Source organism: Saccharothrix sp. CCNWYY140 (assembly GCF_037401995.1).
Taxonomy (GTDB): domain Bacteria; phylum Actinomycetota; class Actinomycetes; order Mycobacteriales; family Pseudonocardiaceae; genus Actinosynnema.
In genome coordinates this window covers 20,315-44,025 of the sequence record NZ_JBBEGC010000062.1, presented here as the reverse complement: position 1 = coordinate 44,025, position 23,711 = coordinate 20,315, and the positions used below count along the sequence as shown (strand labels likewise).

General features: G+C 71.9%; 19 protein-coding genes. 8 read left to right on the top strand and 11 right to left on the bottom strand.

Going from position 1 to position 23,711, the window contains the following annotated elements; translation table 11 throughout:
* Nucleotides 1-185 precede the first annotated feature (185 nt).
* The 4 genes from WBN91_RS24750 to WBN91_RS24735 all read right to left on the bottom strand — a co-directional run bounded on the left by WBN91_RS24750 (nt 186) and on the right by WBN91_RS24735 (nt 5,269).
* On the bottom strand, nt 186-779 hold the full coding sequence (locus tag WBN91_RS24750) for a hypothetical protein (RefSeq protein ID WP_337726681.1): 594 nt from the start codon (nt 777-779) through the stop codon (nt 186-188).
* A gap of 27 nt (nt 780-806) precedes the next feature.
* On the bottom strand, nt 807-2,423 hold the full coding sequence (locus WBN91_RS24745) for a DUF885 domain-containing protein (RefSeq protein WP_337726682.1): 1,617 nt from the start codon (nt 2,421-2,423) through the stop codon (nt 807-809).
* Nucleotides 2,424-2,588: 165 nt separating this feature from the next.
* Complete coding sequence (locus tag WBN91_RS24740) at nt 2,589-4,016, bottom strand: pyridoxal phosphate-dependent decarboxylase family protein (RefSeq protein ID WP_337726683.1); 1,428 nt, start codon at nt 4,014-4,016, stop codon at nt 2,589-2,591.
* Complete coding sequence (locus tag WBN91_RS24735; RefSeq protein WP_337726684.1) at nt 4,013-5,269, bottom strand: MFS transporter; 1,257 nt, start codon at nt 5,267-5,269, stop codon at nt 4,013-4,015. The genes WBN91_RS24740 and WBN91_RS24735 overlap by 4 nt, the downstream gene beginning before the upstream one ends.
* Nucleotides 5,270-5,373: 104 nt before the next feature.
* Here WBN91_RS24735 and WBN91_RS24730 point away from each other — a divergent pair, with 104 nt between their 5' ends.
* From WBN91_RS24730 to WBN91_RS24720, 3 genes are all read left to right on the top strand, one after another.
* On the top strand, nt 5,374-5,520 hold the full coding sequence (locus WBN91_RS24730) for a hypothetical protein (protein WP_337726685.1): 147 nt from the start codon (nt 5,374-5,376) through the stop codon (nt 5,518-5,520).
* An 88-nt stretch (nt 5,521-5,608) separates the two neighbouring features.
* Nucleotides 5,609-6,019, top strand: coding sequence for an Hsp20/alpha crystallin family protein (locus WBN91_RS24725; protein ID WP_337726686.1), 411 nt, complete (start codon nt 5,609-5,611; stop codon nt 6,017-6,019).
* Nucleotides 6,020-6,090: 71 nt separating this feature from the next.
* On the top strand, nt 6,091-6,951 hold the full coding sequence (locus tag WBN91_RS24720) for an LLM class flavin-dependent oxidoreductase (protein ID WP_337726687.1): 861 nt from the start codon (nt 6,091-6,093) through the stop codon (nt 6,949-6,951).
* A gap of 2 nt (nt 6,952-6,953) precedes the next feature.
* Here WBN91_RS24720 and WBN91_RS24715 read toward each other — a convergent pair whose 3' ends face one another.
* Both WBN91_RS24715 and WBN91_RS24710 read right to left on the bottom strand, forming a co-directional pair.
* On the bottom strand, nt 6,954-8,327 hold the full coding sequence (locus tag WBN91_RS24715) for a pyridoxal phosphate-dependent decarboxylase family protein (RefSeq protein ID WP_337726688.1): 1,374 nt from the start codon (nt 8,325-8,327) through the stop codon (nt 6,954-6,956).
* A gap of 112 nt (nt 8,328-8,439) precedes the next feature.
* Nucleotides 8,440-9,669, bottom strand: coding sequence for an MFS transporter (locus WBN91_RS24710; RefSeq protein WP_337726689.1), 1,230 nt, complete (start codon nt 9,667-9,669; stop codon nt 8,440-8,442).
* Between the two features lie 249 nt (nt 9,670-9,918).
* Here WBN91_RS24710 and WBN91_RS24705 point away from each other — a divergent pair, with 249 nt between their 5' ends.
* Together WBN91_RS24705 and WBN91_RS24700 are read left to right on the top strand one after the other, a co-directional pair.
* Entirely contained in the window at nt 9,919-12,261 is a 2,343-nt protein-coding gene (locus tag WBN91_RS24705) for a LuxR C-terminal-related transcriptional regulator (protein ID WP_337726690.1), read from the top strand.
* A 56-nt stretch (nt 12,262-12,317) separates the two neighbouring features.
* On the top strand, nt 12,318-13,238 hold the full coding sequence (locus WBN91_RS24700; RefSeq protein ID WP_337726691.1) for an SMP-30/gluconolactonase/LRE family protein: 921 nt from the start codon (nt 12,318-12,320) through the stop codon (nt 13,236-13,238).
* A 4-nt stretch (nt 13,239-13,242) separates the two neighbouring features.
* Here the strand turns inward: WBN91_RS24700 and WBN91_RS24695 are convergent, their stop codons facing one another.
* The 3 genes from WBN91_RS24695 to WBN91_RS24685 all read right to left on the bottom strand — a co-directional run bounded on the left by WBN91_RS24695 (nt 13,243) and on the right by WBN91_RS24685 (nt 17,199).
* Nucleotides 13,243-15,378: an ATP-binding protein gene (locus WBN91_RS24695; RefSeq protein ID WP_337726692.1), complete on the bottom strand. Its 2,136-nt coding sequence runs from the start codon at nt 15,376-15,378 to the stop codon at nt 13,243-13,245.
* A 79-nt stretch (nt 15,379-15,457) separates the two neighbouring features.
* Entirely contained in the window at nt 15,458-16,069 is a 612-nt protein-coding gene (locus WBN91_RS24690; RefSeq protein ID WP_337726693.1) for a response regulator transcription factor, read from the bottom strand.
* Nucleotides 16,066-17,199: a sensor histidine kinase gene (locus tag WBN91_RS24685; protein WP_337726694.1), complete on the bottom strand. Its 1,134-nt coding sequence runs from the start codon at nt 17,197-17,199 to the stop codon at nt 16,066-16,068. Before WBN91_RS24685 ends, WBN91_RS24690 begins: the two co-directional genes overlap by 4 nt.
* Before the next feature lie 230 nt (nt 17,200-17,429).
* Here WBN91_RS24685 and WBN91_RS24680 point away from each other — a divergent pair, with 230 nt between their 5' ends.
* Both WBN91_RS24680 and WBN91_RS24675 read left to right on the top strand, forming a co-directional pair.
* A complete protein-coding gene (locus WBN91_RS24680) occupies nt 17,430-17,852 on the top strand; it encodes a PH domain-containing protein (protein WP_337726695.1) in 423 nt (140 codons plus the stop codon).
* Nucleotides 17,849-19,357 (top strand): PH domain-containing protein, encoded by a 1,509-nt coding sequence (locus WBN91_RS24675; RefSeq protein ID WP_337726696.1) that lies wholly within the window; start codon nt 17,849-17,851, stop codon nt 19,355-19,357. Before WBN91_RS24680 ends, WBN91_RS24675 begins: the two co-directional genes overlap by 4 nt.
* Here WBN91_RS24675 and WBN91_RS24670 read toward each other — a convergent pair.
* Nucleotides 19,309-19,605, bottom strand: a complete 297-nt coding sequence (locus WBN91_RS24670) for a hypothetical protein (protein WP_337726697.1) — start codon at nt 19,603-19,605, stop codon at nt 19,309-19,311. The genes WBN91_RS24675 and WBN91_RS24670 overlap by 49 nt on opposite strands.
* A gap of 29 nt (nt 19,606-19,634) precedes the next feature.
* Nucleotides 19,635-20,654 (bottom strand): LLM class flavin-dependent oxidoreductase, encoded by a 1,020-nt coding sequence (locus WBN91_RS24665; protein ID WP_443217790.1) that lies wholly within the window; start codon nt 20,652-20,654, stop codon nt 19,635-19,637.
* A 1,720-nt stretch (nt 20,655-22,374) separates the two neighbouring features.
* On the opposite strand from WBN91_RS24665, the gene WBN91_RS24660 reads away from it, so the two are divergent.
* Nucleotides 22,375-23,691, top strand: a complete 1,317-nt coding sequence (locus tag WBN91_RS24660; RefSeq protein ID WP_337726698.1) for a S1 family peptidase — start codon at nt 22,375-22,377, stop codon at nt 23,689-23,691.
* The last annotated feature ends 20 nt before the right edge of the window (nt 23,692-23,711 follow it).

Below are 23,711 nucleotides of genomic sequence, written 5' to 3'. Positions count from 1 at the left end.
GGCCGGACGGGGAAAGAAACCGAGGCCCTTCCCGTGGGCGCTAGCCGCTTCGGCTCGCGCCTTCGGCGCGTAGCACCCTTCGGGCTAAAGATCGGCGCGGCCAGTTCGGTAGGTGGTGCAGTGGGCTTGCGGCTGGCCGTTGAGCTTCTGGTCGGCGGTTGGGCTGGCGGTGCGATGTGTAGGGATCAGCGCAGAAGGCTCGACAACCGGTCCAAAGCCGTCGACCACGGCCGGGCCGGCAGTACAGGAACCCCATGCCGCTCAGCCTCCACCGCCAACCACTTCCCAAAATAAGCACTGTCCTGAGCACGCTTGCGCTGCGCCCCCGACGAAGGCTCCCGAATCAAATAATTCCGCTCCAACTGCACCGCATCCGACTCCGCCACAACCACCGACCGCACCCCCGGCCCCGCCCACTTCGCGCAGAACTCCGGCAGCAGGTAATCCCCCTCCAACACCAACGGCAGATCGGTCTCCAAATGGTTCTCGATCACAGCCGCCAACGCCGGTTCCAACGCCCGTGCCAGCGCCACTTGCGCGTCCAGCACCTCCTCGGCCGTCAGGCCCGCATCGGAGTGCGTGCGCCAGTAGTGCAAAGCAGGCTGCACATCAGCCGAAGTCACCGCCTGAGTCGCCACGACCAGGTCGTCGACCTCCACCAATGCCGCACCCCGCGTACGAGCAGTCGGGTACGACAACACGCTCTTGCCGCTTCCCGATGCCCCGCCGATCAACAACACCCGCCAGTCCACGAAGGACAGCGTTGCAACCGCTCCCACCGGAGGGCAACCCGATTGGCCGCGCCCTCAGCCAACGTTCAGCCGGGACATCCACACCGTCACCAACTCCGCCAGCGATCCCAGCGGCACCGGTCCCTCCGACAGGACCACCTCGTGGAAGTCGCGCGGGTCGAACCGCGGACCCAGCACCCGCTCCGCCGATGCCCGCAGCCGCTGGATCTCCAGCCGCCCCACCAGGTACGCCAGCGCCTGCCCTGGAGCGGACAAGTACCGGTCGACCTCCGCCTCGACAGCCGCGTGCCCCAAAGGTGTGTGGTCGCGGAGGAAGGCCACTGCACCGCGGCGGGTCCAGCCGTTGGCGTGTAGGCCGGTGTCGACCACCAATCTTGCGGCGCGTAGGCAGTCCAGGGCCAGCATTCCCAGGCGGGACAAGTCGTCCGAGTACAGGCCCATCTCGTCGGCCAGGCGTTCCGCGTACAGCGCCCAGCCGTCGGCGAATGCGTCGAATGACACCGTGCGTCGCAGTACGGGCAGGTCGGCGCGTTCCTGGCGTAGCGACACCTCCAAGTGGTGGCCGGGCACGCCTTCGTGGAAGGCGGTGACCTCGGCCTTGTAGCGCATCTGGTCGCCGGGGCGCTTGGTGTTGAGGTAGTACGTGCCTGGGCGCGAACCGTCCAGGGAACCCGTTCGGTAGGCAGGCGGCGTGGTGGGGGAGCCGGACTTCGGGTAGGCGGCGATCTCGCACGGTCGAGTGGGCACGCGGTGGAACCACTGCGGTGCGGCGACCTCCGCTCGGCGTACGGCCTCTCGGGCTGCTGCGAGCATCTCGGCGCCGTCGTGCCAGCGGAGGGCCGGGTCGTCGCGGAGGCGGGCGAAGACGTCGGGCAGGTGTCCGGTGCGGAAGACTCGCCAGCCCAGCTCGGTGAACTCCTCCGAGAGGCCCGCCAGGACATCGAGGCCCACCCGGTGCAGCCGTTGGGCCGACAAAGCAGTGGTGGTGTGGGCGCGGACGGCCGTCTCGTACGCCGCCTCGCCGCCGGGGAGTCGGCACGCGCCGGCGTGGTCGTCGTCGCGGCCGTGGGGGAGGACTTCGGTGAGCAGCATGTCCCGATAGGTCAGAATCGCAGTGGTCGCGATTTCCCTGCCCTGGCCTCGGCACAGGTCGTCGATGTTGGCGTGCTGGTTGTCCAAATGCTTGATCGCGGCCTTCACCAGTCGGGCCACCGGGGTGCGGCCGGCCGCTATTCCGGCACGGTGTCGTTCCGCGAGGGTGCGGAAGAATTCGGGCAATTGCCGGATGCGCCGCAGGTGCTCAGCGCGTCGGCGTCGGGTGTCGACCGGCAGGGTGGCCAGGGTGAGCAGCAGGTCGGGCACCGGGGTCGTCACGGCGTCGCTCACGGCGGACTCCACCCACCGGCACGCGATCCGGTCCCGCTCGGCCCCTACCTGCTGGAGAACCACGTCACGGGTGATCCGATCAGTGGTCGTCAACCCCCTCGGATCCACCGCGCGGGCCTTCCGCTCCAAGGCGGCCAGCGCCCGGTCGAACTCCGCGTCGGCGTTCTCGGAGAAGTCCGGCAGGCGGTCGCCGTCTCCGGGTGTCCCGCGCCGCGCGGCGGTGGTCGGACTGCGGTGCGCCAGGGTTTCGTGCAGTTCGTCGGCAATCGTCCGGACAACAGACATGACGCCTCCCCCAAGGCATTCGGTGTTGTGCTCGGATCGTCCCACGGATTCGCCGCGAAGTGGTGCGGTGAAGCGCAGGTGGACCCCGAAGAATTCGCACTTGTGACGATTGCTATGATTGACCTTGTTGTTCGGCATTTATCGCCGTCGGGGTGCAGCTGTGCCTTATGAGTACAGGATGCCGAGGAACTCCACCAGCAGTCGTTCCCGCAGCGCGGGCCGTGCGGCGGCCAGCAGGGTGTTGACGACGGCCATCCGGTCGGGCAGCACGCCCGCGCCGCCCAGTCCCGCCGCCGCGAGCAGCCCGGCGAACTCCTGCGGCGTCAACGCCTCCGGGTCCAGGGCCTGGACGAACGCCACCACCTCGGCCGGCACGTCGACCGGTCCCGCCGCGCGGGCCGCGTCCACCGATGCCCGCAGATCGGCCAAGAACGCCTCTTCCGCTCCCGCGTTGGCCGCCGTCACGGTCAGGTGCAGGTTCGCCGGCGACGACCGGTGCGCGAACTGCGGCTGCACGTACCAGTTCCGCGTCCGCATCTCGTCGGCCACCACGAACACGTCGACGTCGTCGGCGGTGAACGCCAGCAGCGTCGAGTCCGGCTCGCCGAGCACCCGCAGGCCTTCGATCGCCTCGATCCCGTCCCGGATCACGCGCGTGGCGGCCAGCGCGGTGTGCGCGAGCGAGCGGTAGCCGTCGTCGCCGATGTGCCGCAGCACGGCCCACGCGGCGGCGACCGGACCTCCCGAGCGGGTGGACTGGGTGGTGGAGTTGAGCATCGTGTAACCCGGCCAGGCGGCGCTGGCGAAGTACTGGGAGCGGCGCAGGTCGGCGTTGGCGTGCAGCAGCACGGAGGTGCCCTTGGGGGCGTAGGCGTATTTGTGCAGGTCCACCGAGATGCTCGTGACGCCCGGCACGGAGAAGTCGAACGGCGGCGCGTCCGGCGCGAACGGCAGGATCCAGCCGCCGATGCACGCGTCCACGTGGCAACGCACCCCGCGCTCGGCGGCAGCGGCGGCGATGGGCGCCACCGGGTCCACGACGCCGTGCGCGTAGGACGGGGCACTGGCCACGACCAGCACGGTGGTGTCGTCGATCGCGGCGGCCATCGCGGCCGGGTCGGCCCGGAACGTCTTCGGGTCCACCGGCACGGCCACCACGCGCACGCCGAAGTAGTGCGCGGCCTTGTGGAACGCGGCGTGCGCGGTCTCCGGCAGAACGATCGAAGGCGAAACGATCGTTTGCGATCCGATCGTTTGCGATCCGATCGTTCGCGAAGCGTCCCGGGCAGCGAGCACGGCCAGCAGGCACGACTCGGTGCCGCCGGAGGTCACCGTGCCGACCGTGTCCGACGAACCGCCCAGCAGCCGCGCGGCCGTGGCCACCACGTCGTTCTCCAGCCGCAGCAGGCTCGGGAACGCCGTGGGGTCCAGGCCGTTGACCGAGGACGCCAACGCGTGCGCCCGCGCCGCGAGGTCGTCCAGACCGGGCAAGGCGCTGTCGTAGACGTACGCCAGCGTCCGGCCGCCGTGTGTGGGCAGGTCACCGGCGCGCAGCGCGACCAACTCGGCGAGCACGTCCTCGGCGGGGGTCATGCGGTCTCCTCACGGGGCAGCAGCGGCAGGGCGAGCACGACCAGCAGCGCGGGCAGGGCGGTGAACCCGAGCAGGGCGGCGGTCACGGCGCTGTCGGGCTGCACGGCCGCGCCGGTGCCGGCCACGTACCCGCCCAGGCCCAGCACCAGCCCGTACACCCCGGGCCCCAGGGCCAGGCCGAGGGTCTCGCCGGCCGTCCACACGCCGGAGAACAGCCCGGCCCGGGTGCTCCCGGCCCGCCGCTCCGCCGCGGTGATCACGTCCGGCAGCATGGCCAGCGGGAACACCTGCATCCCCGCGTACCCGACGCCGATCACCGCCATCAGCGCGAGCACGGCGGCGACCGGCAGCGCCCGGGACGCGGTCAGCCCGACCACGGCGGCGGCGAACAGCAGCGACGCCACCACCAGCCCGAACCGCTTGCCGCGCCGCCGCCCGACCCGCTGCCACAACGGCATGACGACCAGCGCCGGACCCACGAAGCAGACGAACAGCAACGTCTGCAACGACTGGTCGCCCAGCACCAGCCGGGCGAAGTAGTCCACGCCCGCCAACATCGTGCCCAGCCCGACCGCCTGCACCACGAACACGGCCAGCAGCAGCCGGAACGGCCGCGACTCCCGCACCGCCCCGACCAGTTCGCGCAGGCCGGCGGCGGTGGGCACGTGCCGCGCCACGTCCCGCGTGCCCAGGAAGGTCGCCAGCGTCCCGGCCAGGATCAGCACCCCGACCGCCACGCCCATCAGCCCGTACCCGGCCGCGTCCCGCACGGCCGGCGCGCCCGCCCCGCTGACAAGGATCGCCAGCGCCAGCACGGTGATCCGCCACGCCATCAGCCGGGTCCGCTCGTCGTAGTCCCCGGTGATCTCCGCCGCCATCGCCACGTACGGGACCTGGAAGAACGCGTACGCGGTCGCGCACAGCAGGAACACCGCGGCCACGTACACCGCGCCCGCCGCACCCGTGAACGGCCCGGCGAACAGCGCCGCGAACAACACCGCCACCGCGATGCCCCCGCGCAGCAGGAACGGCCGCCGCACGCCCGCCCGGTCGCTGATCCGGCCCGCGACCGGGTTGAACAGCACGTCCCAGGCCTTGGGCGCGAGCACCAGCAGCCCGGCGACGGCGGCGGGCACGGCGAGCCGGTCGGTCAGGTAGGGCAGCAGGAGCAGTCCCGGCACGGTGCCGAACGCGCCGGTCACGAACGAGCCCAGCGCGTACCCGGCGCGGACCCCGGTGGTGAGCTGGGTCATAGGCGGAAGATCTTCGCATTTTTCGACGTGATCGCCCACACCCCGCGTGTGAACCGCCCGCCGCGTGGGTACGTGTCCTCGGAACCTGTGATGGGAGTACGACGATGGGCAAGCACCGACTGGGCACCGCCGACGGGCAGTGGGGTGGACCGGAACTCGTGGACGACGCCGAAGCCGCCGCCGCGCAGACCGCGCCGATGCCGGCGGTCGAGGAGCAGCAGTCACCCTCCGGAGCCCCCGACACGGAGTAACAACTTCACCCGAACGAACGAGAGTGTGCCCGGCGCGACCGGGTACACCCCGTTCGACGTGCCCGAAAACCACCGAAGGGTGACGGTCGTGGAGTGGCTGACGGTCCACCGGGGTCGTCCGGACCCGGGGCCGCTGCGCGACATGGACCGGTGGTGGAACCTCATCGGCCGCACCCTCGGCCGCGACTGGGACGTCACCACCGACGACGCCGACCCGCACTCGGTCGACGTCGTGGTCACCCGCGACGCCTACCTCATCGCGACCGTCGTGCCCAGCCGGGACGTGCGCGTCGAGGTGCACGACCACGACGTGCGACCGGACGGCGTGCCGGTCCTGCGCTCCCGCGTCGGCATCACCGCCCGCCCGTCCTCCGGCCGCTACTACTTCTGCGCCACCATCCCCGCCGAGGTCGACGTGGACCGCATCGAAGCGTGGCTGCTGGACGGCGTCCTGGTCGTGCGCGCCCCACTCACCTGGGCGGGCCGAGCGACCGCGTGACCTCCCACTGCGCTTGACACTCGAACATCTGACGTGTTCGATCGAACAGATCAAGTGATTGGAGTTGGGGGATGCGCGCAGGGATCACGATCCTGCCGGAGTACCGCTGGACCGAAGCCCGCCCCAGGTGGCAGGCCGCCGAACGCTACGGCTTCGCCACCGCGTGGACCTTCGACCACCTCGGGTGGGGCAGCCTGGTCGACGGCCCGTGGTTCGGCGCCGTGCCCACGTTGGCGCTGGCGGCGGAAGCGACCTCGCAGATCGAGCTGGGCACCTTGGTGGCGTCCCCGAACTTCCGCCACCCACTCCCGTTCGCCCGCGAGGTGACCGCCTTGGACGACGTGTCCGACGGCCGTTTCACCCTCGGCATAGGCGCGGGCGGCCAGGGCGGCTACGACACCACGGTCTTCGGCGGAACCAACCTCGTGCGCAGCCCGTCGACGAGGTTCGCGGAGTTCGTAGAGCTGCTGGACCTGCTGCTGACCCAGGACGACGTGACGTGGTCGGGGGAGTACTACCGCGCCGTGGGCGCACGCACCCTGCCGGGCTGTGTGCAACGCCCCCGCGTCCCGTTCGTGATCGCCGCCAACGGCCCCAAGGCTCTCGCTCTGGCTGCCCGTTTCGGCCAAGGCTGGGTCACCACGGGAACCCAACACGACACGCTGGACAACTGGTGGGGATCGGTGGCGGACCTGTCGGCCCGCTTCGACGAGGCCACGGCAGGACGCCCAGGCCTGCGAAGGGTCCTGCAAAGCGACGCCGCCCCGGTGTACTCGCTGTCCAGCATCGAGTGCTACCGCGACTTCCTGGGCCGAGCCGCCGACCTGGGCTTCACGGACGTCGCCGCCCCGTGGCCCCGCGAGTCGGGCGTCTTCGCCGGCGACGAGTCGATCCTGGAAACCGTAGCCGCGGACGTCCTGCCAGCCCTCTGACACTAGATGTTGAGCGCCTTGACCAGGGCAGCGTGGACCCTGTCGGTGTCCTCCGGTGTCGTGCGCCAGTTGCTGAACGCTGCCCGTAGCGCCGGCTGTCCCTTGTAGACAGTCGGCGTCAGGAAAGCTTCACCGGACGCCGTCACCGCGTCGAGCACGTCAGGGATCCGCGCGGGATCGTCCAAGGTGAAGCACACAACGTTGAGCCGCACCGGTGCCACCAGCCTGACGCCATCGGTCACATCGATGTGCGCACCAAAACGCCTAGCCTCCGCCACACACCGCTCCACGATGTCCCGGTGCCCCTCCCTCCCGTAAGCCGCAAGCGCGAACCACGCCGCCAACGCCCGCAGTCGCCGTGAGTTCTGCGGGGTCAGGTGGACGAAGTCCGGGTTGTCGGTGGGCAGGCCGAGGTAGGCGGCGGCGTTCTGGAACACGCTCACCTGGAGGTCGCGGCGGCGGGTGAACTGGACGGCCGAGTCGTAGGGCACGTTGAGCCACTTGTGCAGGTCCACGCACACCGAGTCGGCCTCCGCCAACCCTTCCACCAGGTGCGCGTGCTCGTCGCTGACCGCCGCGAAACCGCCGAACGCGGCGTCCACGTGCAGCCAGAACGGGTAGCGCTCCCGCAACGCCACCAACGCCCGCAGGTCGTCGAAGTCGACGGTGTTCACCGTTCCGGCATTGGCGACCACGATCACCGGCCCGCTCGCCCCGGCCAACGCCTCCTCCAACGCCGCCGGGTCCACCGCCTCCCGCCCGTCCAGCGTCGGCACCAGCCGCAGGCAGTCCCGCCCCAGCCCGAGCATCGACAGCGCCTTGTACACACTGGAATGCGGCGCACCCGACAACACGGTCATCTCACCCAGCGCCCCCACGCCCGCCGACGCGACCGAAATCCCGCGCTGCTCACCGAGCCACTCCCGCGCGATCGCGAGACCGACGAAGTTCGACATCGTGGCGCCGCTGACGAAAGCGCCGGTGTGACCGTCCACTCCGAACAGCTCGGCGAGCCACCGCACGGTCTCCCGCTCCAGCTCGGTCGCCGCCTCCGCCCCGCTGCGCGACGAGGGGTTCTGGTCGAACGCGCTGGTCAGCCAATCACCCGCGACCGAGGCGGGCGTCGCGCCACCGGTGACGAAACCCAGGTAGCGCGGTCCGGCGGACGCGGCGAAACCCGCCGCCCACCGACGGTCGAACTCGGCCAGCGCCCCCGCGAACCCGTCGCCACGACCGGGCAGCTCGCGAGGATCAGCCGTCACCGCCGGGCTCACGGGGCGTTCGTCCAAACCCGCCAAGACTTCGGTGGCGTAACGCCGGGTGGCGTCGAGCACGTCCGGGAAAGCGGCGAGATCGGCGGCGAGCACAGGGTCCACGGGGCAACTCCACTTCACAACCAGGGGATGCCCGACCCTGACACGCCCCGCGACCCGCTGTCGCGGGCCACTTCCGCGAAACTGGCCTTCAGCCCGCCGCCTCCCCGGAACGTCAGCCCGTCGCCTCCACCGGATCCCGCCGCACGAGCCCCCGCACCTGCCGACTGCCCAACGCGGCGCACGTGACCAGGGCCAGCACCACCGCCCCGGCCAGCAACGCGGTCTCGGTGCCGAACCGCGTCCCGAGCGGCCCGGCGAGGACCTCGCCCACGGGCAGGGCGATGAACGACCCGAGCATGTCGTAGGAGTAGACGCGGGCCAGCTTGTCCGGCGGGATGTTCTCCTGCAACGACACGTCCCACGCCACCACGAACACCTCGCCCGACACGCCCACCACGAACATGGCCAGCAGCAACGGCACCACCTGCGGCGCCTTGGCCAGCGTGATCAGCGGGACCACCTCCAGCAGCACCACCGCGACCCCGGCCAGCAGTGCCCGCCGAGGCCGCCAGTGCGCCATGAGCACCCCGCCGACCAACGCGCCCGCGGTCTGGGCGGCGATGACGAAACCCCATGCCATCCGGCCGATGGAGTGGTCGGCCACGGCCGGCCCGAGGACGAACAGCCCGCCCGCCAGCACCGCGTTGACCACCATGAACTGGAGCACCACCACCCACACCCAGGTGTGCTCGGTGAACTCCCGCCACCCGTCGGCCAGTTCGCCGAACACCGACCCGGTCGCGCCGCGCGGCTTGCCGGTGATCCGCACCGCCCGGTAGGCCAGGGCCGCCGCCAGGAACACCGCCGCGTTGCCCGCGATCGCCCACCCCGGCCCGAACGCCCCCACCATGACCCCGCCCACGGCGGCACCGGTGAACCGGCCGCTGTTGACGAACATCCGGGCCACCGCGTTGGCCTGCGTCAACATCCCGGCGGGCACCGTCTGCGGCGTCAGCGCGGCGGCTGCCGGCAACGACATCGCCGACGTGACGCCGTTGGCCACGCTCAACACCACCAGCAGCGGCAACGTCGCGAAACCGCCCAACACGCTCACCGCGATCGCCGCCTGCGTCAGCGCCGCCAGCGCCGCTGTGCCCTGGAGGATCACCGAGCGCGGCAGCCGGTCGGCGAGCATCCCGCCGAACAGCACCAGCAGCACCACGGCCACCGACCGCGCGCCCACCACCACACCCAGGTGCACCAGGTTGCCCGTCACGTCCAATACGGCGAACGACAGCGCCACCGGCGCGATCGCGTTCGCCAACTCCGCACTTCCCCGCCCCACCACCAACTGCCGGAACACCGGCTCCCGCAACGGTGTGAGCAACCCCCCGTCCCGCACGGCCGTTCCCCCTCCCCGCCGAAGATCCCGCCATTGTCCCGGTGGGGGACGTGAAAACCGGTCACTTTCGGTGAACGAGACGGTTTTCTCGGACATGCGGACGGCTGCCGTGGCGACGGATGGAGGAGGCGCCCCCGTTTCGCCGGTGCTGTTCCGGGTCGATCTCCGCGAGGAGGGGGCCGTCCGGGTGATTTCCCCTTCCCGCGTATCCGCTGTCCCGCGGTGCCCTCCTTGTCCCCGGGAGGTGCCATGACCCAGGGTTTCGCGGACGTGCTGAGAACCGGCGGGCCGCGCGTGGTGCGCGTCGTGGGCGCCGGTCGGGCGCGGTGGCTGGACGAGGTGGCCCGTACCGCGTGCCGGGGCGGGATGGTCGTCGTCCACGTGCGCGCGGCGGAGGCCACGCGGTTGGTCCCGTTCGGGGCGTTGCGGGACGCTCTGCGCGGGATCGACGCCGTCAGCCCGCAGAACGCGTTGCTGCTGCTCGGCGCTGTCCTGCACGCCTCCCTGGACCGCGCCGCGTGCGTGTTCAACGCCGTGGAACGCCACCGCGTCCACCGCACCGCCGCCGACCTGGTGGAGTCCATCGCCCGGCCCTCGGGGCTGCTGCTCGCGGTCGACGAGGCCCACCACGCCGACCCGGCGACCCTGGAACTGCTGGACCACCTGTTCCGCCACCCGCCGACCGCCCACGTGGTGGTCGCGGTGACCGACGACCACAAGCTGCGGCTACCCGCCGACACCCACCTGGTAGAGGCACCCACGCCGGGCGAGATCAAGGCCTCCGGGCCGCGCGGGCACAACGGCGAGGCCCCAGGGCCGCGCGAGCGCAACCACCACACCCCGCCGACCACGTTCGACGAACTGGTGGCAGCGGCCGAGGCGTCCGCGCGGATCGCGCCCGCCGTCGCCGCCCACCACCTCGACACCGCGCTGCGCCTGGTGCCCCGCGACGCCGTCCCCACCCGGCAACGGCTGCTGCGCGGCCTGGTCGCCGCCACCCACGCCGCCGGCCGCACCCACGAACACCGCCGGGCCGTGCGCGACCTGCTCGCCCTGTGCCCGCCGGACCGCGCCGAGATCGCACTGCGCTGCGCCCTCGCCGACCGCGCCCAAGGCCGCCACGCCGACGCCAACGCCCTACTCGACCGCGAACACCGCGAGCCCCACCACCGCGAACCCCAGCACCGCGACCTCCGCCAACCCCGCGACCTCCGCGAGCACCGCGAAGCCCGCGATCGCGGCGACCTCGCCGACCACCGCGACCTCGCCGACCACCGCCAACCCCGCGAGCGCCCAGAACACCGCCCACACCGCGACCTCGCCGACCGGCGCGGCCGGCTGCTGCTGGAGATCGCGCTCGCCGCCGACCCCGCCGCCGGCCGCACCCGCGCCGACCTCGTCGTGCGCGCCGCCCGCCGGCTGGCCGACCCGGCCCTGCTGGTGACGGCGCTGGCCGTCCGACTGGGCAAACCCGTCGACCGCCGTACCCCGCACCTCCTGGACGAGGCCGTGGCACTGGCCGACACCACCGACTGCGCCCCGGAGGCCCTGCTGTGGCTGGGCCGCGCCGAGACCGCCCTCGAACGCCCCGCCGACGCCCTCCGCCACCTCGACCGAGCCGCCCGCCTGGCCCGTGACACCGACCGCGGCGACGTCCTGGGCGAGGTCTCCCAGGCCCGCGGCGAAGCCCTGGAACACCTGGGCCGCCTGGCCGACGCCGCCGAGTGCTACCGCGACGCCGCCGAGACCCACCGGACCACCGGGGCGTCCGACGCCCTGGCGCTGGCAGGCCTGGCACGGGTCGCGGTGTGGCGGGGCGAGGTCGCCGAGGGGTTGCGGCTGGCTGAGCAGGCGGTCGCGGCGAGCCCGGGGTTCCCGGCCCACCACGCGCTGGGCCTGGCCGCCCTGCACTCCAACGACCCCGGTCGGTGCGTCGAGCACCTCCTGGGCGCGGGCGGCAGCCTGGACCTCCCGCTGGTCGACCCACTGGCCACCGTCGAGTGGTGCGCGCTGCTGGCCCTGGCCGACAGCGCCCGCAACCGCCCCGCCGACGCGCTGCGCTGGGCCGAGTACGCCCGCAGCCTGGTGGCGGAGTTCCCCGGCCGCCTGCGCCACGGGTTCGCCCGCCTCGCGCAGGCCGCCGCGCTGCGCCACACCGACCCGGCCGAGGCCGCGACCACCGCCGCCCAGGCCGCCGACCTGCTGGAGAAGGCCCGGCACCCGGTGCAGGCCGGCCGGGCGCGGGTCGTGGCCGCCGCCCTGTTCCGCCAGGCCGACCGCGCCGACCGGGAACGCCGTGAGCTGGACCAGGCCCGTGCCCTGCTGGACGGGTGCGAGCCGGGCCTGTTCGACCGCGTGGGCACCAGTTGGGCGGGCGCGGTCCCCGACCACGGCCTCACCGAGCGCGAGCACAAGGTCCTGACGGTGCTGGCCCAGGGCCTGACCGCGGAGGCCATCGCCCGCCGCATGGACATCTCACCGCGGACCGTCCACCGCCACCTCCAGAACGTCTACCGCAAGCTGGGCACGACCGACCGCCTGTCCACGGTGCTGCGCGCGCAGTCGATGGGCCTGCTGGTCGAGGCGTGCTGACCCCAGGGCCTTTCGGCCCATCCGACTGAGCTGGACGCAGGAGCACACTGGCCGCCATGAGCGCATCTCCCGGACGTCTCCTGACCGTGGCCGCGCTGCTCGTGGCCCTCACCCCGGCGGTGGCGACCGCCGCGCAAGAGGAGGAGGTCATCGTGCTGCCCGGCGCCACCTCGGCGGAGGGCATCACCACCGGCCGCGGGACGAGCTTCTACGCGGGCGACCTGTTCGCCGGCGACATCTACCGCGGCGACCTCAGGGCGGGCACGGCCGAGCTGTTCATCGACGTGCCGAACGGCTCCCGCATGGCCGTCGGCATGACCGTGGACGAGGCCCACAACCTGCTGTTCGTGGCGGGCGGCTTCGCGGGCACCGCGTACGTCTACGACCTGGACACCGGGGACACCGTGGCCACCTACCAGCTGGGCGCACCGGGTGCGAGCTTGATCAACGACGTCACGCTGACCAACAAGGGCGCCTGGTTCACCGACACGGCCAACCCGGTGCTCTACTTCGTGCCGGTCAGCCCGCTGGGCGAGCTCGGACCGCACGAGACCCTCACCCTGAGCGGCCCGGCGGCCGATACGAGCGGCCAGTTCGACAACAACGGCATCGCCGCGACCCCGGACGGCCGCACCCTGATCGTCGCCCACACCGACAACGGCGTGCTCAACACGGTCGACCCGACGACCGGCGAGAGCGCCACCATCGCCGGCGTGAGCGTCCCGACCGTGGACGGCATCCTGTGGGAGGCCGGCCGGCTGTGGGCGGTGCAGGGCTTCCTCAACACCGTCGTGGAGGTCCGGTTGAGCCCGGACCTGACCAGCGGCGAGGTCGTCAAGACCTACACCAGCCCGAACTTCCGGATCCCGGCCACGATCGCCAAGCACGGCAACCGCCTGGCCGTGGTCAACGCCAAGTTCGACACCGGCTTCCCGCCCACGGCGAGCCGGTACGAGGTGGTCGTGTTCGATCGCTGACCGCTCAGCGAGGCTCCAGCTCGTCGATCCCCGCGCGCAGGTCCGCCGCGCGGGGGTCGTCGAACGTCGTGAAGACGGCCAGCGCCTCACGCCAACACGCCACCGCGCGGGCGGTGTCGCCGCGGTGCCGCAGCGAGGTGCCGAGGATGGCGAGGATGACCGCGTGGTCCACCGGAGAGCTCGGCTGGGTCTCGCGGTCGAGGGCCTGTTCGCAGAGGACGATCGCCTCGGCGTGGTCGCCGGCGCGTTGTCGTGCCTCGGCCAACCGGGTCAGCGCGTAGTACTCGTGGTCCAGGTGGCCGGCCCGCCGGAGCAGGGCGAGGCTGTGTTCGATGTGCCGGCGAGCCGTGACGTGGTCGCCCAGCCCTCCGTGGGCGGCGCCGAGGTGGCACACGACCAGGAACTCCATGCGTCCGTCCTGCGCGCCGACGCTGAGCGGGTGGGCCGCCCGGAGGTGGTCCAGCGCCTCGGCGAACCGCTGCTGGTCGAGGCACACCCAGCCCAGGTGGTGCAGCACCTCCCCGACCAACTCCCGGTCGTCGAGCTCCCGGGCCGGCGCCAGGGCCGTCCGCAGGGCGTCGTCGGCCGCCTCCCAGTCACGACGCTTCCAGTGCAGCAGACCGAGGTTCTCCACCATGCGGCATTCGGAGGTCCGGTCGCCGAGCCGGCGGGCGGCGGCCAGCGCGGCGTGGCACGCCTCCAGCCCTTCGGCCCAGCGCGCCCGCAGGGCCATCAGCGCCACGGCCACGCGGCCCAGGGCGACGGTCGCCCGATCCGGACCGTGCTGCGCCGCCGCGCGCACGAAGGCGGGCACGTTGACCTCCTCGGCCCCGGCCCACGCCCAGGCCTCGCCGGCGTCGGCGAAGGTCAGCTCGGGCGCCACGCGGGTGCCGTCGTCGGTGTGGCCGTACCAGTCGGCGAGCATCGGGGCGATCGTCACCGCGGCGGTCACGGCGTGGTGGGCGTACCACTCGATCAACATCCGCCGGGCCTCGTCGCGCTCCCGCGGGGGTTCGTCGTGGGCGAGGCGGTCGGCGGCGTAGGCGCGCAGCAGGTCGTGCAGGCGGTAGCGGTCACGGGCGACCGGCTCGACCATGTGCGCCTCGGCCAGCGCGTCGAGCAGCCTGCGGGCCTCGGCGACCTCGACGCCGGCCACGGCCGCCGCGGCGGGCAGGCCGATCTCGGGACCGGGGTGCAGCCCGAGCCGGCGGAACATCCGCGCCTGGGCGTCGGTGAGCAGGTGGTAGGACCAGCCGAACACCGGCCACACGGCGGTGCCCTCGTCGGCCGGGATGCTCAGCGCGTCCCACCGCCCCAGGTCGCTGCGCAGCTCGGCGACCAGGTCGGCCAGCGTGAGGTGCGGGTGCGCCGCGACCCGACCGGCGGCGATCCGCAGCGCCAGCGGCAGCCGGGCGCACGTCCCGATCAGCTCGACCACCGCGTCGGGCTCGGCCTGCGCGCGCGGCCGGCCCATGATGGCGTGCACCAGCTCCAGCGCTTCCTCCGGCGTGAGCAGGTCCAGCGTCACCCGCGTCGCGCCCTCGCCGATGACCAGCCCGGTCAGGCTCGCCCGGCTGGTCACCACCACCAGGCAGCCCGGGTCGCCGGGCAGCAAGGGTCGCACCTGCGCGGCGGTCTGGGCGTTGTCCAGCACGACCAGCACCCGGCGGCCCGCCAGCACCGACCGGTAGTACCCCGAGCGCGCCTCCAACCCCGGCGGGACCTGGTCCGTCGGCACCCCCAGCGCGCCGAGGAACCCGGCCAGGACGTCCAGGGGGTCGGCGGGCGCGCCGGCGTCGTAGCCACGCAGGTTCACGTAGAGCGTGCCGCCGGGGAACCGGTGCTGGACGTTGTGCGCCCAGCGCACGGCCAACGCCGTCTTGCCGACCCCGGCCGTGCCGTCCAGCGCCGAGATCACCACCGCCCCGCGGTCCTCGTCCCCGGTCAACAGGGCGTCGAGCGCGGACAGGTGTTCGGCGCGCCCGGTGAAGTCCCGCACCGCCAGCGGCAGTTGACGCGGCACCGGCACCCGTTCCGGCTGCCACGGGGTCATCGTGACGTGGCCGATGGACCCCGCCTGCACGACCGGGCCCACGACCCCGCCGTCGGCGACGTTGCGCACGCCCGGCCGATCGTCCACGGAACCGATTCTGTCGCCCCCGACGACCACCGCCGGGCCGGCGCGGCCAACACCACACGCACGGACCAACACCGCACCCCTACGGCAGCAGGCCCTGGTCCATCGCCGCCAGGACGGCCGCGGTGCGGTCCGAGACGTCCAGCTTCTTGAAGGTCCGCAGCAGGTGGGTCTTCACCGTCGCCTCGGTGATGAACAGTTCGCGGCCGATCTCCGCGTTGCTCAAGCCACGTCCCACCAGGGTGAGGACTTCGCGTTCCCGAATGGACAACGGCTGCGCCCGAGGGGCGTGGAAGAGGCGTCGGGCGACCGAGGGCGACAACACCGTCTCCCCGCGCGCCGCCGCGTCGAGCGCCGCCACGAGTTCGGCCCGCGAGGTGCCTTTGAGCAGGTAACCGGCCGCACCCGCCTCCACGGCGCGCAGGATGTCCGCGTCGGTCTCGTAGGTGGTGAGCACGACTACCCGGCACCCCGGCACGTCGGCCGTGATCCGCTTGGTCGCCTCGACGCCGTCCATGCCGGGCATGCGCAGGTCCATCAACACGACGTCCGGCCGCAGCCGTTGCGCTTGGGCGACGGCCTCCTCTCCCGACGCGGCCTGCCCGACCACCTCGACGTCCGCCGCCTCCAGCATCGCCGACAGTCCCTCGCGGACGACCGGGTGGTCGTCGGCCAGCAGCACCCTCGTGGTCATCGCGGGCCTCCGGCCGGGAGGTTCGCGGTGATCATCGCGCCCTCGCCCGGGGCACTGGTGACGGTGAGGACGCCGCCGACCTCCTCGACCCGGGCACGCATCCCCGCCAGCCCGAACCCCGCGGTCGGTCGAGCCGGGTCGAAGCCGTGGCCGTCGTCCACGACCGCCAGTTCGACGTCCGTGTCACCGAAGACCAGGGCGACCTCGACGCGGGTGGCCTCGGCGTGCTTTCGGGCGTTGGACATGGCTTCCTGGGCCACTCGCAGCAGCACGACCTGCGTCGCCATCGGCAACGGCACCTCCGCGCCCTCCACGTCACACACCGCCGGCACGCCGCAGGCTGCGGTGAGGCGGCGCACGGCGTCGGCGAGGGAACCGCCGTGCAGGGCGGGCGGAGTGAGCGCCGCGACGAAGTGACGTGCCTCGGCCAAGCCGTCCTGCGCCGCCGTCCGGGCCAGTCCGAGCAGGCGCGACCGGTTCGTGCGCGGCTCCTCGGACTCGGCGGCGTCGATCAGGCTGATCACGCTGGTCAGGCTCTGGGCGAGGGTGTCGTGGATCTCGCGGGCCAGCCGCTCCCGCTCGGCGGCGACACCGGCCTCGCGGGACAGCCGGGCGGCCTCCTCGCGGTTGCGGCGCAGTTCGTCGATGAGTTCGGCGCGTTCGTGGTTCTGCCGCACCATCCGCGTGATCCACAGGCCCATCAACGTGGACACCGCGATGCCCAGCGCCGTGATCGGCAGGAGGTCCACCAGCTCGCGACCGACGCCGAACCGCCACCACACCGCCAGCGGCGGCATCAGGTTGCCCAGGGTCGCCAGCACCAGCGCGGGCGCGGGGGACAGGCTCATCAGCAGGATCGGCACGACGGCGAACAACGCGAACCCGCTGGCCGGCGCGAGCGGCACGGCCACCGCGAACAGTCCGAACAGGACACCGGCGAACACCCAGCTGCGCCGGCTCTGCACCGACAACAGCGGCCGACCGACCACGACGTACCACACAGCGGCGGCCGTGAGCGGCACCACGGCGCCCGTCCCGAGCACCAGCACGACCGTGACCAGGTACGACACCGCGAAGTAGAGGTCCCACAGGACCAGTCGGCGCTCGGGCGCTGCTCCCGTTTCGGACACCGCTCAGTCCTACCAGAGCGTGGTCGGGGTCCCTGTCCACCGGTCGACGGACAGCCGGGTCCACCGGCCGGTCGTCCCGGCGGGGTGGTGGGCGGACCTAGCGTCGAGTGCGTTCCGGAGAAAGGGGCAGTCCGGTGTGGACTTCGGCTGCAAGGTTTCCCGCGCCAAGGTTTCCCGCGCCACCACCGAGGCACCGGCTGGACCGCCGGGCGCTCGGCTGGTGGACGGCCGTGGCGCTGCTGTGGGCGTTGCCGCCGGTGGTGGTGTTCGGGGTGTTGGCCCTGGTGATCCCGCCGACGCGGTTCGTGTTCGTGCCGTTGGCGCTGGTGTCCGGTGTGGTCGGTGCGGTGTACGTGCTGGTCATGCCGCGTTGGCGTTACCGCGTGCACCGGTGGGAGGTGACCGAGGACGTCGTTTACGCGCGCAGCGGGTGGCTGTGGCAGAAGTGGCGGGTGACGCCGCTGTCGCGCGTGCAGACCGTGGACTCGCTGCGGGGGCCGGTGCAGCAGGCGTTCGGGCTGACCGGGGTCACGCTCACCACTGCTTCGACGGCTGGCGCGGTCAAGATCCCGGGCTTGGACCGAGTGTTGGCCGAACGGTTGGTGGAGGAGTTGGGGCGGGCCGTGCGGCGACACGGGGGTGACGCCACGTGACTGCTTGGGAGCGGGTGGACCCGAGGTTGGTGCTGGTCGGGGCGTCGTGGCCGGTCGGTCCGGTGGTGGGGGTGGTGGTGTTCGACGGGTGGTCGTTGCCGGCTGTGATCACCCTGTCGAGCTTGATCTTCACCGGATCGGTGGTGGGTGGCGTTTACGTGTTGCGCTGGGCGACCACTCGGTATCGCGTTACCGCGACCGCTTTCGAGGTGCGGTCCGGGTTGGTGTTCCGGCGTGCGCGGTCGGTGGCGCTCGACCGGGTGCGGGGCGTGGACGTGAGTGCGGAGCCCTTGCACCGGTTGTTCGGGCTGGCCACGGTCGTCGTGTCGACCGGGGAGGGTGGGCTGCGCTTGGACGGGGTGACCCGGGCGCGCGCCGAGCGCTTGCGCGACCGGCTCCGGCCGGCGGGTGGTGAGGTGCGGTTGGCAGCGTTCGACTGGGCTTGGCTGAGGTATGGGTCGTTGACGTTCTGGTCGGTCGGTGGGGTCGGGGTGGTGATGGGCGGGGCTTACCGCGTGCTCGACTCTTTCGGGGTGAAGCCTTACGAGCTGGGGTTCGTGCGGGAGGTGTACTTCTTCTTCGCGGGCCTGCCGGTGTGGGCGGCGGTCGGGGTGCTCGTGTCCGGTGTGGTGGTGTTGGGCGCGTGCGGGTCGACGGCGTGGTTCGTGGAGACCTGGTGGGACTTCCGGCTGTCCCGGTCGGGGGACACGTTCCAGGTGCGGCGGGGGTTGCTGACCACGCGGTCGATGACGGTGGACCGGGCGCGGGTGCGGGGCGTACAGGTGACCGAGCCGTTGCTGCTGCGACCGGTGCGAGCGGCCCGGACCAACGCCGTCGCCGTGGGGCTGGGCACGGCCGAGGACCGCTCCACAGCCCCAAAGTCGGCATTGCTCCCACCCGCACCGCTCGCCTTGGCATGGCACGTGGCCGAAGAGACGCTAGGCGCGCCGGTCTCTTCAGACGTTTCCACTCCGGTCCCCGTCGCCTCGGACGGTTGCACTCCAGCCCTGGTCGCTCTGCCTCTTGCTCTGCTTCGTCATCCCAGGGCGGCTTTGCGTCGGCGTCTCGGACGGGTGCCCCTGGTGGTGCTGCCACCCGTGGCGGTGGTCGGCGGTCTCGGCTGGTGGCTGTCGCCGTTCCTCGTGCACATCGCGTGGGTTGCGGGCTTGATGGGTCTGGTTGCCGGGGTGTGGCTGGCGTTCGACGCTTATCGGTCGTTGGGGCACGGGGTCGATGGGGAGTTCGTCGTCATGCGGTCCGGCACGTTCGCCAGGCGCACGGTGGTGTTGCGACGCGCGGGCGTGATCGGGTGGCAGGTGTCGCAGTCACCGTTCCAACGCCGTGCCGGCCTGGCTACGTTGATCCTCGCCACCGCTGCCGGGGTAAACGCTTACCGGGTCCACGACGTCCTCGTGGCGGACGCCGTGGACCTGGGGCGGTGGGCGGTGCGGGGCGTTCAGCTGTCCGGGTCGTTGTCCGGGTCGCTGTCCGGGTCGTCGACGTAGCCGGAGGTGGGCCGGTCGACACGTCCGCCGCCGTCCTCGTGGTCCTCGATGTGCAGCGCCTGCTCCTCGGGGCCGCCGGTGTAGGAGGTGCCCGCGTCCTGGGCGACCTCGTCGGGTTCGTCGTCCTCCGGCTCACCGCCGCCGCCGGGCGTGGTCACCTGGATGGCGTCGCGCACCGGTTCGTCGGTGGGGCCGGTGCGGCGCTCCACTTCTTCCTGCTGCTCGGAGCGGACTCGTTCATCACCCATGCTCCGGACTACCCGGCGGGCCGGTCGGCCTAACCAGCCGGGGTCCAGCCGAGGGCGGGGCCGAGGCGGGTGGCGAGGTCGGTGAGGATTTGCACGTAGTCCTCGTGCTCGAAGGTGAACGGCAGGGCGGCGGCCAGTTCGTCCACTTCGTGGAAGGCCGGGTGCGCGTTCAGCTGCTCGACGATCTGGTCGGCCGTGCCCACCAGGTCCGGGGCGAACATCACCCGAGCGGGTCCTTGCGGACGCTCGGTGCGCGGCAGGCGCTTCCGCACGTACTCCTCGTACTTCGCCTTCTGCGCGGGTGAGGCGCTGTCCGTCGGGATCATGACGACCCCGAGTGTCACCCGCGCTTTGTCCCCGTCCACATGCTGTTCCCGAAAGTTCCTGATGAGATCACGCTGGATCACCCCGAAGTCCTCGGACTCCTCGGCCCGCACCACGTTGTCGGTCAGGAAGTTCAACCCGTTCTCCCCAGCCCACCGAGCAGATCGCAAACTCCCCCCGCCATACCAGATGCGCTCCGCGAGGCCCGGAGACTGCGGCTGCACCCGATCGGAGTACACCTCAAACCCCTCTTGCGCCGCCTCGGTAACCGCTTCCCCCCGGACGTACCGCAGCAGACGTTCAACGCGGGCGTAACTGAAGTCTTCGTACTCCGCGGTAGTCGGGTAAAGCGCCTCCTTCACGTGCTCAAACCGCATCGGCGTGCCAACACTCACGCCGGGGTTGAGCCGTCCGCCGGAGAGGAGGTCGACGGTGGCGAGGTCTTCGGCAAGGCGAAGCGGGTTCTCCCAACCGAGGGGGATGACGGCGGTGCCAAGGCTGATGCGGTGGGTGCGCTGAGAGGCGGCGGCAAGGAGCGCGACGGGCGAGGAGATCCCGTACTGGAGGTGGCGATGACGAACCCAGGCAGTGTCAAAGCCAAGGGCCTCACCAAGCTGAATGACCTCCAACGTAGCCTCGTGCCCCGGCCGCGGATCGTCCCCATCAAACAACCCGATGGTCAAAAACCCCAACTTCCGCAACACCCTGACCACCGACACCTCCAAGATCGGATACCGTAAATCATGACACGCACCCCCACCCCGAAGCCCACATCCTGAAACCCCAGGGCCACCCACAACGGACCACCCGATCGTGTGACATGCAGGATCTGCAACTTTCCCCGCTCTCACGCGATCCCGTAAGTAGGAAGCGCGGGACAAGGGCACCCCTCCGGGCCAGGGCAAGCACCACCCCCGGCCGACACGCCCTCAACCGGCGAGCTCCCGACCGGCGAGCTCCCGACCGGCGAGCTCCCGACCGGCGAGCTCCCGACCGGCGAGCTCCCGACCGGCAAGGCCCCTTCACCACCACCCGCACCACCGTCGACGCCAACCCGCAACACCCGCCCGCGCCCACCCGCCGCACGGGTCGACTCCGCCAAGCTCAGGCAAGCCCACCCCGCCACCCCGCCAGAGCAGGTTCTGCCCAACTGCGCGCCCACCAGCCCAGGCCAGCCGCACTCAACCCGGGCCGGCTGGCGTCAGCCGCACCGGGCTCACGCCAGCGGTCCCAGTCGCCGCCGCTAACCTCGCCCTGCCCACGCTCAGCCTCCGGTACTAGCCCCGCCCGCGCCCAGCCCTGCCAGCCGCGCCCAGGCCGCGAAAACCTTGCCTGGCCGCGCCAACCGCCAGCCGCGTCAACCACCAGCCCCGCCAGGTCGCCGCAGCCCTGCCAGCTGCGCCAAGGCCGCGGAACTTCGCCAGGCTGCGCCAGCCGCCAGCCGCCAGCCGCGCGAACCGCCAGCCGCGCCAGGTCGCCGCAGCCCTGCCAGCCGCGCCCAGGCCGCGGAACTTCGCCAGGCTGCGCCAGCCGCCAGCCGCCAGCCGCCAGCCGCCAGCCGCCCGTCGCCAGCCGCCAGCCGCCCGTCGCCCGCCGCCTGCCGCGCGAACCGCCTGCCGCGCCAGGTCGCCTCAGCCCTGCCAGCTGCGCCGAGTCGGTGCCCAGGCGGCGCGAGCTTTGCTTGGCCGCGCTGGCCGTCAGCCCCGTCGGCCCGCCGGGCCGGCTTCAACCTGCCAGCTTGCGCCTGCTCGGCAGGGCCGCGTCCACCCTGCCAGTTGGCGCCGCGGCAGGGCGGTGTCGACCCCACCAGTTGGCGCTGGCTTCGCCCGGCCGCGCTGGCCTCGTCAGCCGCGCCTAGGTCGCGCCAGCCGGTGCCGGCTCCGCCAAGCCGCGCGGGGCTTTGCTAGGCCGCGCGGGCTTTGCTAGGCCGCAGCGCCGAACCATGCCAGCCCGCTCGACTCGCCAGTTTGCGCGACTCGCCAGCCGCCCGACTCGCCAGCCGCCCGACTCACCACCTGGGCCACTTGCCACGCTGGCCATCCCTGCCACCTCTGCGTTCACCGTGCCAAAGCGAAGCGGCCGGTTGTCGGGGTGAAGCGCGGAGGTGGAGCGGGGTGTGTGGGGCCGTCGGGGAGTGCGCCTGGTCGCGATTGGGGCCGAGAGCGCGGGGTGGGGAAGGGCTGGCTGAGGTGGCTCGGAGTGTGGAGGTGCTATGGGGAGTTGTGATCTCCCTGGGCCGCCCGGAGCGCAGTTAGGTTCGGGGTTCTGGCCGGCGGGGACATGAAGTGAGTCCCGCCGGGCTTTCCCTGCCTTGCAAGGAGATTCGCGATGTTCAGACTGCGTTCGTCCCCAACAGTGATAGCGGCAGTAGCAGCGACTGCCGCTGGGATGCTGCTATCCGCCGCCCCGGCCGAGGCCCAAAAGAGCGCTACCACACAAGACCCGATGGCAACCGCCCTGCAACGCGACCTGGGAGTGGCCGACCCCGCGGCATTGCTTGCCGCCGAACAGGCAGCCACCAAAGTCGATCGGTTCGTCCGCGCAACCCTGGGCGACACCTTCGGCGGAAGCTGGTTCGACCCCGCCACCAATCGCCTCGTAGTAGGGGTGACCGACGCGCGTGCGGCAACCAAAGCCCGAGCCGCTGGTGCGGATGTCCGGATCGTGAAGCGATCCGAACGGGAGCTGAAGGCAGCCAAGGCGAGGCTGGACCAGGTTGCCGGGCAGGCGCCCGAAGGGGTGCCCGGGTGGTACGTAGACGTGCTGAACAACCGCGTTGTGGTCAAGTACCTGCCCCATGCACGACAGCAAGTGGCGGAGTGGATCGCCACCAGCAGGGTGGAGTGGGGAGCGGTGGAAGTGGTTGAGTCGGGGGAGCGGGTGCGGCCCCTGATTGATGTTGTTGGGGGGAATCGGTATTGGACCAGCAAGTACGGGTGTTCGGTTGGGTTCTCGGTGGTGGGAGGGTTTATCACCGCTGGGCACTGCGGGGATGTGGGGGAGACGACCACCCAGCCGGGTGGGCGGTTTGAAGGGTCTAGTTTTCCGGTGGATGACATGGCCTTTGTGCGGACTGACGCTGGGAACATCCCGGTCGGCGCGGTGAACGATTACAACGGCGGGCGGGTGGCGGTGGCGGGGGCTGTGGAAGCGCCTGTGGGGGCCTCGATTTGTCGGTCTGGCGGTACCACCGGCTGGCACTGTGGCGGGATCCGTTCCCGCGACGCGACGGTCGACTACGGTCCCTCGATCGGCAAGGTCTACCAAGCGATCGAAACCACGGCCTGCGCCGAACCCGGTGACTCGGGAGGATCGGCGATCTCCGGCAACCAAGCCCAAGGCGTGACCTCCGGCGGCTCCGGGGACTGCAAGGGTGGCCCCGCCACGACCTACTTCCAGCCGGTGCCCGAAATCCTGCGCACGTACGGCGTCACGCTCGTCACCTCCGACGGTGGAACGCCGCCCGGTGGGTGCGGGACGGCGGCTACCGGGAACCTCAGCAGCACGGCCGTGGAACCGAAGTCGGGGTACTACGAAGCGGCGGCAGGAGCGCACAAAGGCTGCCTCACCGGACCGGCGAACACGGACTTCGACCTCTACCTCCAGAAGTGGAACGGCTCGTCGTGGCGCACGGTCGCATCGGGAACCGGGCCTACGTCCACCGAGAAGGTCAGCTACACCGGCACGACAGGCCGGTACCGGTGGCAACTGCGTGCCTACAGCGGCTCGGGCCAGTACACCCTGGAGTCCACGACACCGTAGCGACCCGACTCACTACGGGA

Coding starts and splice junctions, on each gene's coding strand:
- WBN91_RS24730 (WP_337726685.1), top strand. CDS start 5,374: ATGGGCAAGCACCGACTGGGCACCGCCGACGGGCAGTGGGGTGGACCG.
- WBN91_RS24670 (WP_337726697.1), bottom strand. CDS start 19,605: ATGGGTGATGAACGAGTCCGCTCCGAGCAGCAGGAAGAAGTGGAGCGC.
- WBN91_RS24690 (WP_337726693.1), bottom strand. CDS start 16,069: ATGACCACGAGGGTGCTGCTGGCCGACGACCACCCGGTCGTCCGCGAG.
- WBN91_RS24735 (WP_337726684.1), bottom strand. CDS start 5,269: ATGACCCAGCTCACCACCGGGGTCCGCGCCGGGTACGCGCTGGGCTCG.
- WBN91_RS24740 (WP_337726683.1), bottom strand. CDS start 4,016: ATGACCCCCGCCGAGGACGTGCTCGCCGAGTTGGTCGCGCTGCGCGCC.
- WBN91_RS24700 (WP_337726691.1), top strand. CDS start 12,318: ATGAGCGCATCTCCCGGACGTCTCCTGACCGTGGCCGCGCTGCTCGTG.
- WBN91_RS24720 (WP_337726687.1), top strand. CDS start 6,091: ATGCGCGCAGGGATCACGATCCTGCCGGAGTACCGCTGGACCGAAGCC.
- WBN91_RS24745 (WP_337726682.1), bottom strand. CDS start 2,423: ATGTCTGTTGTCCGGACGATTGCCGACGAACTGCACGAAACCCTGGCG.
- WBN91_RS24705 (WP_337726690.1), top strand. CDS start 9,919: ATGACCCAGGGTTTCGCGGACGTGCTGAGAACCGGCGGGCCGCGCGTG.
- WBN91_RS24660 (WP_337726698.1), top strand. CDS start 22,375: ATGGCAACCGCCCTGCAACGCGACCTGGGAGTGGCCGACCCCGCGGCA.